Source organism: Oceaniserpentilla sp. 4NH20-0058, from assembly GCF_040371755.1.
GTDB lineage: Bacteria > Pseudomonadota > Gammaproteobacteria > Pseudomonadales > Oceanobacteraceae > Bermanella.
Map to the genome: position 1 here is coordinate 102674 of NZ_BAABWE010000002.1, position 13890 is coordinate 116563.

The 13890-nt window shown below is 39.3% G+C and carries 11 protein-coding genes; 4 read left to right on the top strand and 7 right to left on the bottom strand.

The genetic code is table 11. From position 1 onward, the window contains the following. Positions 1–69: 69 nt before the first annotated feature. The gene (urtA, locus tag ABWV45_RS03630) at positions 70–1344 is read right to left on the bottom strand and encodes an urea ABC transporter substrate-binding protein (protein WP_353348786.1); all 1275 of its coding nucleotides are present in this window, start codon (positions 1342–1344) and stop codon (positions 70–72) included. A gap of 313 nt (positions 1345–1657) precedes the next feature. Here urtA and ABWV45_RS03635 point away from each other — a divergent pair, with 313 nt between their 5' ends. Together ABWV45_RS03635 and ABWV45_RS03640 are read left to right on the top strand one after the other, a co-directional pair. Further along, entirely contained in the window at positions 1658–5080 is a 3423-nt protein-coding gene (locus ABWV45_RS03635) for a hybrid sensor histidine kinase/response regulator (RefSeq protein WP_353348788.1), read from the top strand. Further along, a complete protein-coding gene (locus ABWV45_RS03640; RefSeq protein ID WP_353348790.1) occupies positions 5067–5990 on the top strand; it encodes a response regulator in 924 nt (307 codons plus the stop codon). The genes ABWV45_RS03635 and ABWV45_RS03640 overlap by 14 nt, the downstream gene beginning before the upstream one ends. Positions 5991–6021: 31 nt before the next feature. Here ABWV45_RS03640 and ABWV45_RS03645 read toward each other — a convergent pair whose 3' ends face one another. Both ABWV45_RS03645 and ABWV45_RS03650 read right to left on the bottom strand, forming a co-directional pair. After that, entirely contained in the window at positions 6022–6405 is a 384-nt protein-coding gene (locus ABWV45_RS03645; protein WP_353348792.1) for a VOC family protein, read from the bottom strand. Positions 6406–6584: 179 nt separating this feature from the next. Beyond that, positions 6585–7727: a hypothetical protein gene (locus ABWV45_RS03650; RefSeq protein WP_353348794.1), complete on the bottom strand. Its 1143-nt coding sequence runs from the start codon at positions 7725–7727 to the stop codon at positions 6585–6587. 432 nt (positions 7728–8159) lie between these two features. Here ABWV45_RS03650 and ABWV45_RS03655 point away from each other — a divergent pair, with 432 nt between their 5' ends. Further along, positions 8160–8750: a hypothetical protein gene (locus ABWV45_RS03655; RefSeq protein WP_353348796.1), complete on the top strand. Its 591-nt coding sequence runs from the start codon at positions 8160–8162 to the stop codon at positions 8748–8750. Positions 8751–8806: 56 nt separating this feature from the next. Here ABWV45_RS03655 and ABWV45_RS03660 read toward each other — a convergent pair whose 3' ends face one another. Continuing rightward, positions 8807–9757: an alpha/beta fold hydrolase gene (locus ABWV45_RS03660; protein WP_353348798.1), complete on the bottom strand. Its 951-nt coding sequence runs from the start codon at positions 9755–9757 to the stop codon at positions 8807–8809. 332 nt (positions 9758–10089) lie between these two features. On the opposite strand from ABWV45_RS03660, the gene ABWV45_RS03665 reads away from it, so the two are divergent. Further along, positions 10090–10539 (top strand): ester cyclase, encoded by a 450-nt coding sequence (locus ABWV45_RS03665; RefSeq protein ID WP_353348800.1) that lies wholly within the window; start codon positions 10090–10092, stop codon positions 10537–10539. A gap of 327 nt (positions 10540–10866) precedes the next feature. Here ABWV45_RS03665 and ABWV45_RS03670 read toward each other — a convergent pair whose 3' ends face one another. The 3 genes from ABWV45_RS03670 to ABWV45_RS03680 all read right to left on the bottom strand — a co-directional run bounded on the left by ABWV45_RS03670 (position 10867) and on the right by ABWV45_RS03680 (position 13848). After that, positions 10867–12159: an APC family permease gene (locus ABWV45_RS03670; RefSeq protein WP_353348802.1), complete on the bottom strand. Its 1293-nt coding sequence runs from the start codon at positions 12157–12159 to the stop codon at positions 10867–10869. A gap of 114 nt (positions 12160–12273) precedes the next feature. Beyond that, positions 12274–12801 (bottom strand): cytochrome b, encoded by a 528-nt coding sequence (locus ABWV45_RS03675; RefSeq protein WP_353348804.1) that lies wholly within the window; start codon positions 12799–12801, stop codon positions 12274–12276. Positions 12802–13128: 327 nt separating this feature from the next. Then, positions 13129–13848: a glutamine amidotransferase-related protein gene (locus tag ABWV45_RS03680; protein ID WP_353348806.1), complete on the bottom strand. Its 720-nt coding sequence runs from the start codon at positions 13846–13848 to the stop codon at positions 13129–13131. Between the last annotated feature and the right edge of the window lie 42 nt (positions 13849–13890).

Here is a 13890-nt window from a genome sequence, read left to right on the forward strand (position 1 = left end):
GGGGATGAATGTGCATACGTCCTTGTTTGCACCACTCTTATTTACTTAATTTAAAACCTAGTGTGACAATTATTGATAACCTGCTGGGAACGGATCCGGCTCAATCAGTTCAGAGGTATATACCACTTCTGCTTGACCATCTTTCTTCCACTTACCGACACGTGCCTTACTCCATAAGTGATGGTTTTTGTGAAGCTTCACATACCCTTCTGGTGCAGTAGTTAATTCGATGTCGCCTTTTTCAGACTCCGCGACAACTTTATCCACATCAAAAGAACCTGTGCGTTCTACAGCTGCTTTCCATAACCAAGGGCCAAGATACGCGGCTTGAGTTACGTCACCAATAACACTGTCATCGCCCCACATTTCTTTAAAGGCTTTTACGAATTTTTTGTTGTTAGGGTTATCCTGACTTTGGAAGTACTTCATGATTGAGTAAAAACCTTCTAGGTTTTCACCACCTATGCCTAATACTTCGTCTTCAGTCACTGAGATTGTTAGCAGGGTTTGTTTCTTAGCGGTAATACCCGCGGCTTTAAGCTGTTTGAACCAAGCTACGTTAGAACCACCTACAACGGCAGCATAAATAACATCTGGTTTTTTCAAGCGTATTTTATTAATGACCGAACCAAATTGTGTATTACCTAGTGGCTTGTATTCTTCACCCACTACCTTGCCTCCTAAAACATTTTCAATATGCTTGCGGGCAATTTTCATAGATGTACGCGGCCAGATATAATCAGATCCTATTAGATAGAAGGTTTTAGCGCCTTTCTCTTTTGCTACCCAATTTAAACCGTCTAATATTTGCTGAGTGGCTTCTTGACCTGTATAGATAACGTTTTTAGATTGCTCTAAACCTTCGTAAAAAGTTGGGTAATAAAGTAAGCCGTTTTCTTTTTCAAAAACCGGTAATACCGCTTTACGAGATGCCGATGTCCAAGCACCAAATACCGCAGCTACTTTATCTTTTACCAATAGTTTTTTACTTTTTTCAGCGAAGGTTGGCCAATCACTGGCGCCATCTTCTTGGATGATTTTAATTTGACGACCTAAAATACCGCCAGATTCGTTAATCTGCTTGATAGCCAGCTTTTCGGCCTCTTGAGCCCCGGTTTCACTGATTGCCATGGTTCCTGTAAGTGAATGCAGGATGCCGACGGTTACTTCTTTATCGGTTACCGCAAGCCCTGTTGTATTAACCGATGCCTGCGCCATGCCTACATAGGATGCCAATAATAGACTGGCAGGAACTGCACATAAGGTTTTTAAAAAAGAGCGGCGTTTAATGCCTTCTCTTTGGCTCACTGATTTGCGAGCCGAGGTTGATAGTAAGTCGCCCATATCGCTTCTCCTAAGTTGATTGACTTGCTATCAGTTTGTGCTTGAACCATCAATCGCACCATCAGGTGAACACCTCAGCATACTAGGTCATTTAACCTATACCCCCGATCTGTTAGTAAGGTTAAGTTAACGCGCGAGCTGTCGCTTTCCTGCCCTATGTGCAGTATGGCCAAGCTTCAACTGATTAATTTTTCAGGCGCAATACTTGCTGGTTATCCTTTATGTTGGTTTAAAAAGGAGTTTGCAAATCAGCCGTCGCAACTCGGCCTACCTATTCATAAAGGCCGGCATTAGTTTATTGAAGGTTTGATGAATGATTCATGCTCAGCAAGAAGTATTTCGGGTTCGGCGTCGATATAACCAGTGGGTTGCCAATGAAACATTGGAAGATTACGCCCTAAGATTTACCGCAAAATCCGCACGTCGCTGGTCTGCTGCCCGTGTATCTCAAACGGCTTTAGGCGCTATTTCATTTTTAGCATTAGAAGCTATTGGTGGAGCAATCACATTGCATTATGGCTTTAATAACGCTGTAGCTGCAATCATGGTAGTTGGCTTGATTATCTTTCTGACAGGCATCCCCATCAGTTATTACGCTGCAAAACAGGGCACTGACATTGATTTGCTCACTCGTGGTGCGGGTTTTGGTTATATTGGGTCCACCATTACTTCTTTAATTTATGCATCATTTACATTTATATTTTTTGCATTAGAAGCCGCCATTTTATCCCTTGCTCTTGAGCTAACTCTGGGAATTCCCCTTAGTATTGGTTATATCATAAGTGCTTTAATCGTAATTCCCCTTGTAACTCACGGTATTTCACTAATTAGTCGTTTCCAAGTGTGGACCCAGCCCATTTGGATTGGTTTTCAAATTCTTCCTCTCATATGCATTGCATTTCAATCAGAAAATGCAATTGAGCTATGGGTCAACTTCACTCCAAGCACTAACGTTAGCAATCAGGTATCTGGTTTTTCTATAGTCGCGTTTGGAGCAGCTGCTTCTGTTTTATTTTCTTTAATTGCTCAAATAGGCGAGCAAGTGGATTTTTTAAGGTTTCTACCGCAGCAAGATAAACCAGATAAACGTTGGTGGTTTGCCATGTTAGCTGGAGGGCCGGGGTGGATCATTTTCGGTGTATTTAAAATATTAGTTGGCTCGTTTTTAGCCGTACTTGCATTACAACATGGGCTTTCAGAAGAACAAGCCAGTGACCCCAATCACATGTATTTAACTGCTATGAGCTATGTAACAAACTCCGAACAATTAAGCTTAATTCTGTTAGGTGTATTTGTTGTTGTATCACAATTGAAGATTAATGTGACAAATGCTTATGCTGGCTCTATTGCTTGGTCAAACTTTTTTTCTCGTATTACACACAATCATCCCGGTCGTGTGGTATGGCTGGTATTTAACGTAATAATCTCATTATTGCTTATGGAGCTGGGGATATATCGCATACTTGAAGAAATTCTTGGAGGCTACTCTATCATTGCATTAGCTTGGTTAGGCACGATAGTGGCGGATTTAACTATCAGTAAGCCTTTAGGCCTGCGTCCACAAGAAATGGAATTTAAGCGTGCACACCTATTTGACATTAACCCTGTAGGTGTAGGCTCCATGATCATTGCTTCTACACTTGGTTTTATATGTTATGTGGGTTGGTTAGGTGAAACCTTAGAAGCACTATCCTCATTTATCGCCCTAGGAATAACATTTATATGCGCTCCGGTTTTAGCGTGGGTAACTAAGGGACGTTATTATATCGCACGCCCTGCCGTTATTGTTTCTAGCCAATCTCAAATGAAATGCTGTATTTGTGATCACCACTTTGAACATGAAGACATGTCTTTTTGCCCAGCCTATGCTGGTAATATTTGTTCTTTATGTTGTTCGCTAGATGCCCGCTGTGGCGATATGTGTAAAACAAATGCTAAATTTTCTCAGCAAATAATAGGTGCATTATCTTATGTTTTTCCTAAAAAATGGGTAGGTGCGATCAATTCCCGCATTGGTCATTTTATTGGTTTGTACCTTCTAACCTCTTTGGTGGTCTCAAGTGTCTTGGTATTGGTGTATTTACAAATAACCACAACCGGCAACCTAAACAATACCGTTGTTGTAGAACAAGCCATTGCAACTGCCCTGATTAACGTCTTTTTTATTCTACTCATTATTTTTGGTGTATTAGCATGGATGTTCTCTCTTGCCAGAGATTCACGCATCATTGCCCATAAAGAATCAGAAGACCAAACTAAGCTGCTGCGCGCAGAAATCAAGGCCCACCAAGAAACTGATCGTGCTCTACAAAAATCCAAAGAGTTGGCTGAGTCAGCGAATTTAGCGAAAAGCCGCTATCTAACAGGTATTAGCCACGAACTTCGCTCTCCTTTAAATGCCATCATGGGTTATGCACAGTTATTAGAAAAAGATCCTACGATACCGACACCTAGACGTGGAGCTTTATCTACCATTAGACGAAGTAGTGAGCACCTATCTGATTTAATCGAGGGTTTGTTGGATATCTCTCGAATTGAAGCAGGAAAATTAGAATTAGAGCGATCAGATGTGCAGTTCGACGAGCTATTAGATCAACTCGTTAATATGTTTAGCATGCAAGCACAAAATAAAAATTTAAAATTCAACTACATAAAACTTACCAATATTCCAAAAGTTGTTCGGGCAGACCAAAAGCGGCTTCGCCAAGTTCTGATCAATTTATTATCAAACGCAATTAAGTATACCCAACAAGGGGATATCACCTTTTCTGTCAGTTATCGAAATCAAGTTGCTGAGTTTAAGGTGATAGATTCCGGCATCGGGATTAATCCGCAGGACATCGATACGATTTTCTTACCGTTTGAACGCATCAGGGAACCTGGGCAACCTTATGTTACTGGAACAGGCTTAGGTCTAACGATAACTCGATTGTTAGTGGATATCATGGGGGGAGATATTCAAGTTACCAGTAAACTACAAGAAGGTAGTGAGTTCAAAGTCGCTCTTATGTTATCCAGTATTGTTCCAGCTAAATATATTAATCATGAAACCGAGAAGCCAATTATTGGCTACAAAGGTGAACGTAAGAATATTTTTGTAGTAGACGATGAACCTGATCACCGCATGTTAATGTCTGAAGTATTAATGCCTTTAGACTTTAATGTGATCATGGCCCAAGACGGCATTGAATGCCTAGATATGCTCAAGCACTGCTTATTTATACCTCATATATTTTTATTAGATATTTCTATGCCCGGAATGAGCGGCTGGACACTTGCACAAACAATCCGAACACAATACCCAGATGCAACCATCATTATGACATCAGCTAATGCACATGTTAGTCCCACTTCTAATAAAGATCCCAGTAATGGCTTACTTGTAAAACCTATTCGTTATCATGAGCTTTTCAAGTTGCTCGCCAATTACGCAAAAATTAGTTGGTTATATAAATCCACTGATTCAAGCAACACCTTAACAAAAGGATCAAGTGTGAAAACATCAAGTGATCCATATATGATTCCAGAATCCAATATTCAAGAATTAATTCGCTTAGCTGAAATTGGTTATGTGAATGCAATACGCGCAAAATTAATGGCACTACAAAAAGAAGATGACTCAAATGAACGTAATATATTAAAAAATAAAACACTAAATGAGCTATTAAATTTAGTAAATACATTTCAATTTCCTAAATTCATAAAAGCCTTGAGGGGACATCATGACGTCCAATAATAAAAGTAAAGATTTAGTATTGGTTGTTGATGACTCTCCGGATTCATTAGGCATGATCAATGATGCACTTGATGCTGCTGGCTTAACTGTACTAGTTGCTTTAGAAGGAAATCAGGCCCTCAGCATTGCCAACAGTATTACTCCCGACATTATTCTTATGGATGCTATGATGCCAGGGTTAGATGGATTTGAAACGTGTCGATTGCTTAAGTCACACCCTCATTTAGAGCACATACCAGTCATATTTATGACAGGATTAAGCGATACACAAAGTATCGTAAAAAGTTTTGACTCCGGAAGTGTAGACTTCATACAAAAACCCGTGAATTGCGATGAATTATTAGCAAGAATGAAGGTGCATTTAAGTAACTCACGTTTGACCCAAAGCGCGCGATCAGCGTTGGATTCAGCAGGCCAGTTTTTAATTACCACAGATAAAGAGGGTAACTTCAAATGGGCCACACCTCAGGCCCATCAATTGTTCCATTGTGCTGGTTTATCAGAAGACTGGCTAAAACAAAATCTCGCGTTTCAGCTACAGCCTTTATTTTCACACACCTTCAATAAAGAAAAAGGGATTCAAATTAACCAAGGCGAAAAACCAATTGAGATTAAATTCATCAGTGAAAATAAGAATGACGAATACCTCCTTCGCTTAATCAATTTAGAACGTCCCAGTGAATCACAAATTATGCAGGAAGCTTTTGAGTTAACCAATCGTGAATCAGAGGTATTAGTATGGCTGGCAAGGGGGAAAAGTAACTCTGAAATAGCAATGATATTAAATATTAGCCCAAGAACAATTAATACACATCTTGTGCAGATATTTAGAAAGTTAGGGGTAGAAAATCGAACCAGTGCAGCAATCTTGGCATTAAAGAAATTAGAGCAGTATTTCACTGCTCATTAAGTTCTCCCCCTATAACTAGGAGGAGTAACATTTAATCCATCACACGATGTGATGCGCAAATTTTATTTCCTGATGGATCGCGTAAATAAGCAAGGTATAAATTAATGCCCCCGCCAGAGCGAATACCCGGTGCATCTTCACATTCAGTGCCGCCGGCTTTTAAACCCGCCTCGAACCAAGCATTTACTTGCTCGGGAGAGGCTGCGGCAAAACCAAGAGTACTACCATTACCATGGTTTGCGTCATTGCCATCAATAGGCTTAGTTAATAGAAAAGAGCCTTGTCTATTAGGATAAAGTACTCGCCCTTTTGGGTCCAAAATACCCGGCTTGTGTCCTAATTCTGCAAGGATTGCATCGTAGAATTTTTTTGAGGCATCTATATCATTAGCCCCCAGCATCATATGGCTAAACATGTTGTATCTTCCACTTTATTATTTTAAGGGCAATAGATACTGCCCTTTTGATTTAAACGGATTTTCAACCCAACATGTTATCCATCTTCATACTTAATCACTAATGCATTTGTTTGAACAGTATGTTTTACCCTGCGAATTAACCACAGAGCAAACCATCAACGCTAGTGATATGCTCATTACTGAGCATAAAACGCAATAGACCAAACAAAATCCATGGATGTATATTGATCAATATCTTGATAGGTGATTTTACCCACAGGCACGGTGAATGGATAAAATTTCACCATAGGTGTGCTGCCCGAGGTATCAATTTTAGCCGACGTTGTACCATGACAGGTATGACAAGAAGAATTCCACTTTGTCCACGTACTGGGGTCATTTTGATCAGGTGATCCAGCAAATGCTTCCATTTTTGTGTTACCCAAAATGATGTCTGGATGCTGAGCATCTGAATAACGAATTTGAGTGCCATTAGATACGTAATTCACAAACGCCGTATCCGCTAATCCCGCCTGCTGTAAAAGCATTTGAGCCTTGCTACTTGATAATGCATCTTTGTATGTAATCAAATTCTGTGCATTAGCTAGGCCTGGGTTACCTTTAAATTCAAAGGTTGTCCAAAACCAACTAGGGGTTTCTGAGTAAAACGGATTTTCAGGCGTAGGCTGCATTTTAGCCATAATGTGCAACCCCACTAGACTATAAGTCACATTATTCTCCGTATCCACAAACTGATATGCCCCTTCTATGGCTTGCGTTTCCCAATCTGCTTTGATCTCAACAGTACCAATTGGAAAGTCCACTTTGGTATTACTACCGGATAAAAACTTAAGCACACCTGCTTTAGAGTTTAACCCCTTAGCCATGATGTAATCATATGAGAACATGTTACGCGTCACTTCTTCTCCACCGTTCACTGGCGGTGCTGCAAGCTGCTCTTTAGGTGTCATTCCCTTCATGAGTTTTGGAAGTTGTAAGTGTGGGCGAGCACGTACTTTATTATCAAAAGTGAACTTAGGAACCGCTGGGCTAAACGTATTTTGGTTACTTGGCCAAGTTTCCCATACTGAAAGGGTTTTGCCTTGATCTTGCACTTGTTGATTAACACGAGCAAACAGCATCCAAGCAACCTCCGATTGTTGCTCGATGTCTTCACTGAAAGCCTCGTTAACGTATTCATTGGCAAAAGCATCATCTGAAATATTCCACCAATCTGCCCCTGATGCTAATAGGCTCATTTTAGAGTCTGGCTTATCCGAGCTTTCGGAGCATGCACCTAGTAATGAACAGAAAGCCAACATTGATACTATTTTAGCCATCCAAGCCAATGACCTTACATTAGGTCTTACTGATAAAGTAATAAGCATTTTTGCCTCAAAATTTTTATGTATTTAGCCCCACTTTATTAAACTGAATACTCAATTAACGACAATAAATGTAGTGCAGTTACTTAGAATAAAATCATAGAACGTTAGCCCATCAAACCTATTCAATGGATATTTCCAGTGAATTTAACTTCACTGTTTGTTATTGAGAACTTGATCATGTACAAAAAATATTAGCGCATATTGCATCAGTACTAAGTACCAGCTTCATAAAATGCGCCTTGTGCTCAGCTTTCTTCTCATTCTTAATCGGTGTAAATACGCTTAAAACTTTAATTGCACACAATTTAATTGACAGCAATCATCACCTCACCTAATATAAACCTACTTGTACATAATTCAATCACCCAAGATGAGAAAACTACAATGAAATGGATATTAACCCTTATCATCAGCTTGACGGCTTTACCCCACGGAGCATTTTCCGCGGATAAGCCCCTTGAAATTGATGCAAAAAGCTTTGGCTGTATGCTAGATATGACTCCAGTACGTGGTTTCTATGTAGATAATCTTATTCCTGGTGAACTAGATAAAACCGTTGCTGCGGCTAATGCCGAAAAAACCGTTTACCCTGCAGGTTCTGTTGTACAACTGGTGCCAGATGAGGTAATGGTTAAACGTCAATCTGGCTTTAACAGTGCAACAAAAGACTGGGAGTTTTTCGAACTAAACGTCAACCAAGAAGGCTCTCAAATCAATAAACGTGGATTTGTGGATGTAGTGAACCGCTTTGGCGGGAACTGCTTTGGTTGCCACATCAAAGCCAAGCCAGAATTTGATATGGTTTGTGAAAACAGCCACGGTTGCGACCCAATTGCCATTCCACGTCCTATCATTACGTTATTACAGAAAACCGATGCTCGCTGTGGTGGCCGCTACACACCGCAACCGCAAGAGATTGAAATGCTAAAACAGTTTAAAGCTGCAATTGCCGCGCAAATGGCGAAAGATAAATAAGAAAAAGAAAATTAACACAAAAAAATACCCAGCTTAGCTGGGTATTTTTTTGTGTACTAGTGAGCGGCTAAAAAGTCTTGGACAACTTTTACTGTACTCTTTGGGTCTTCTTCATGGGGAACGTGGCCTAGCTCTTTAAAAACAATCAACTCACTATTTGGTATCTCTTGATCAAAACGTTCACCGAATTTAACGGGTATTAGTAAATCTTTTTCACCCCAAATTAATAATGTTGGTACTTGGATACTCGGCACCTTAGCAGCTAATGGCCCTGGCAATGTTTGAATAAAACGCTGTTTAAGTGCCTGACGATTACCTTCTCTTAAGGTTAATTCGTAATAGCGCTCTACTAGATCATCAGTAACTAATTCAGGGTTACCATAGACATTTCTCACACTACGTGCCACCAACGACATAGGTAAAAAACCTTTTAAAACCGAACCCATTAACGGATTAGAAGAAAGCTTAAAGCCAATAGGAATAGATTTAGCATCATATGGATAACCACTGGCATCCACCAATACTAGTTTTGCTACACGCTCAGGGTATAAAACCGCGGTAGCCCAAGATATGTAACCACCTAACGAATTCCCTGCCACAACCGCTTGCTGAATATTCAACTTATCCAAAACGCTTACAACAACTTTTGCATAATGTTCGATTTTATAATTATTAGTTGGCTCTGGCCCTGTTAACCCAAATGCAGGTAGATCAAACCGAATTACTCTTCTGCTGACTTTTAGCGTTTCAACCCAACCATCCCAAGTATGTAAAGAAGCACCTGTACCATGTATCAAGAGAATTGGTTGGGTGTCGTCTTTTGGCCCTTCATCACGTAAATGTACTTGTAAGCCATTGATGTCCACAAATTGAGAGGGCGCTGGGGCCCACTTATCTTTAAGTTGGGCCACCGGAATATCAGGGACTTTATTAATGCTTATATAGCCTGCTAATACCACTATTAGAACAAGCACTACATAGAGCGCATATTTAAAAACTCGAAACATAAGATTCACCTTAAATTACCAATGACGGCAGTTTATCTGTTTGTCTGGGCTAATTTTGTCACACTGGCTACATTACTAAGCTAATTTGTCACCTTGGTTACACTTAATACAATGACAGCGATCACGATTCAATGAGCATGCCGTACAATTCCAGTCGTCATTCTTGAAACTTTCACAAAATACGAGTCATATCTATTCACACGAGAGATAACTGATCAAATGTGTGCAATTATCATACAATCGCCAATAACTAATACTAAAGACTGATTGATAATGTCCGCCAAATTCTGACAATACCCATAAAATAACGATAAAAATTTGAAAGGTTGTCCATGGAGAAGTCAAACGGCGCTATTGCTAGCATGTTTATGAAGTTAGCTTGGCAGAAAAAGCACTATAATTTATTGAACGAATACGTTAGTAAAGACTTTCAATATCACACCACGTTTAATGAAAGAGTGCTTAATTTAAGAGAATACATCATCTTTATTCGCACGTTTCATGAAGCGATTCCCGATCTTGAGTTAACGATTGAGGATGTCTTAGTGAAAGACAATAAAGTAGTGATTCAAAGCATTTTAATTGGCACGATTGCCAAGCCCTTTTTTGGAATCAATCCATCTGGAAAATTGCTCTCTTTTTCTGTCGTTTCTACATTTGAAATCGAACACGGAAAAATCAAAGTACTAGATACGCTTACGGATATGGCGGGTGTACAAAGGCAAATAAAAACGCCAATTGATAACGATTACCCAATAGAAGATTATTTAAAAGACAAATAAAAAAAGCACCTGAGGCTTCAATGCTTCCTCTCATTTATTTAACACTCAAAACAGCTGAAGGACCAGCTAGGTGAACACTAAATCAATGGCTATCCTGTATTGTCACTCACCTCGATACTCAATATAAACCCCGATAAGCTCGCATGAATGGCGCAGCAGATTAATATGGTATTGGTTCCACTAGCTTGGCTAGGCCAATGGATGATTGTTTCCCGTCAAGTACGATAACGTTCTACTAATTAATATTCAGCTATAAGTAAGATTGACACAAAATAAAGCTGGAAACTAATCAATCTATTAAAATTAAAATTAAAATGCTATCTAGAGCTATTTTTTAGCAAAAAGCCAAGCACCCAAAGTTAATACCCCGTACAACCCTCCTATAAAGATTAACTGCTCTGGCTGCTCTTGCCATTCGAACAGCAAAATCAATAACATGCCGAAAAACAAACCAACCATTGCTATCAAGACAATTACCAGCGACGACTGTGTTTTATCCCTAATCTTATAATTTGCAAACGCCGTCAAAAGAGAGACCAGCAAAAAAGTGACACTTCCAAATTCTAAAATAACTTTTAAATTTCCAATAAATACTAGCAATATTGCAAAGCCTGCCATTGAAAATATGGAAACAACTGGAATACCACCCTTGCGATAGGCTAAAACTTTAGGGAAAAAACCTTCACTGGAAATAACGGCCATTTGCCTAGAAGCACCAAATAAGGTGCCACTGATTGCGCTACAGGTTGCTAGCAACGCTCCTAGCACTACTAAATCAGTCCCCCAATGCCCTAATGTTTTATCCGCTCCAGCCGCCAAAGCAAACTCTTGATTCGCTATAATATCAACAAACGGTATAGAGAGAATCGCACCTAAGGAAATAACTACATATATAACAATGGCTAATCCAATTGATGAATAAATAGCCTTAGGTATGTTTTTATCTGGATTTTCCATCTCATTGACTGCGTTAATAACAAGCTGAAATCCCTCATAAGCCACAAATGTTAACGAAGCCACCATAAAAATAGATAGCCAATTAGCGCTGGGGTTTTCACTGACAAGTGAAGGGATAGTTGTATTGCTGTTGTTAATTAATACAAAAGATATGACCATCAAAATGACCAACTTACTATACACCATAACATCTTCGATCTTACCCATACCTTTTACGCTCCATATATTAATCAGCGCAAAAAATAGAATAACGGCTGCAGCAATTATTTTTCTCATCCATTCACTTTCAGCAATAAGAAAACCGCTTAAAGCATAAAAAGAAAACGTATAGGCATATAGTGCAATAGTACTTATATAGCCAAAGATAACCCACCAACCAATTAAGGAAGCTGCAAACTCCGATTGCGGAAATGTACGTTTGAAAAAGCTATAGCTAGCTCCCTCATCCTGATAATAAACACCCAGCTTAATGTATGAATATGCAGCCAAAGCTGCGATCAAACCGCCTAATAATATCGCGAGCGGCGTGTATGGACCTATCATAGCAACAGATAAACCAAGAATGGTAAAAATACCACCCCCGACCATGCCCCCTAACGCAATCGCGATCAATTCAAGGACCCCGAGGTTTTTCGCTTTCTTTGAATCAGTTTTTAGTGTCATAAAGATTACTTAAAAGCGGAAAAGTAAGAGTATAAACAATTGAACTAAAGAAGAGATAAAAGATTATGTGAAAATCAAAAAATGGACTCCATAGAAGCTATGGAGTCCTTAATTTTAACGGCCTAACATACGACTAATGGTGCCATCTTTATCAATAAACTGATGCTTAATACCGCCAGCAACATGAAGCAGCACTGCTAGAATAGCAAGTTTTGACAAAATTTCGTGTATTTCATGACCCAAGCCACCTAGCCATTCAATTTTTTGTGATTCAGCAAGAATATTGATACCAAAAAAATCCACGCCATAACCACCACCGATGCTCATCATCAGTCCAGAAATGGGCATTAAAATAGTGGCTAATAATAATAAGTGGTGAACCCCCGTGGCTGCTTTCTCTTGCCAAGCAGGACCCTCACCTATAGACGAGATAGCCCCCTCTTTTATTCGCCAGCCTAAACGAATAGCCGCTAAAAACAAAAATGCAAAACCAAAGGATTTGTGCAGCCCCATCAGTTCGAATTTTTCAGGCCCTCTTGGTAGTTCTTCCATATAAAGGCCAACGCCCAAAATCATTAAAAAACCAACCGCTATCAACCAATGAAGGATAACTGTTGCTTTAGATAAAGGAGTGTAATTCATGGTATACCCTATTTAAAATTCGGCTAAATGATTTTGTACAATATTCAGAATAATTGCGAGCGTCAACAAGGTAAAGTATTGTAAAAATATGAATACTAGATGACATTCACTTAACTAGTTATTGTTTTTTAAATATTAATGTATCCTTTTAGAAAACAATAAGCTCTTAGAATAGAACTGAGAATTATTTAGTTTTCCTAACCTTAGACTCAGGAAGAATATTTAACTAAATAGTGCCACTGGCTTCATTAAATAAACAACTTTAGCATCTACTAACCGCCGTAAATTGATACCTAGAGTAGCCCCTTGTAGACTGCAATCAAAATATTAAACGCGCTTTTCAATAAAGCTTCCCATCCATTTTGCCACTTTATTAGATTCTGTCGCAGCACTTTGAGCCCGAAGACTGATCAGCCCTTGTTCCGCTATATTCACAGGTACTACCGGACCTTTTCTCGACTCAATAAGGGCCTCCTCATATTCAAGTGAAAACTCAGGATGTGCTTGGAATGTTAAAATTTGGTCATCGTAAAGCAGACCTGCATACTGACAAAAATCTGATTGGGCAATCACGTCGGCATTTAAAGGTTTTTCAATCACTTGGTCTTGATGTATCGCATTGATCGTAAATTCGCATTGCGCATCAGGAATAAAATCCGTTTTTGCCACCACGTCATACGAGTGTAAACCCACTCCCCAACCACCGACATATTTTTCTACCTTACCGCCAAAGGCCATCGCAATAATTTGATGACCAAAACAAATTCCAATTAGAGGTTTTTGTGCAAGGTGAATGTCTAAAATTAATGATTTTAGTTTTACCATCCAAGGAAAATTTTGATACACGCTGGATTTTGAACCGGTTATTATCCATGCATCACAAAAATCTGCGGATACAGGAAACACATCATCTCTGACATCAAATACTTCAAACTCAAAGGTATAACCGTTCGCTTTAAATAACTCCATAAACATATTGGCATAGGAGCCAAACTGACCGATTAGTTCATCTGGAGTAATGCCTGCCGCTAATATACCTACTTTCATTTGATAACCCTAAAGACCTGTATTCTAAAGTACCTTGTTCAC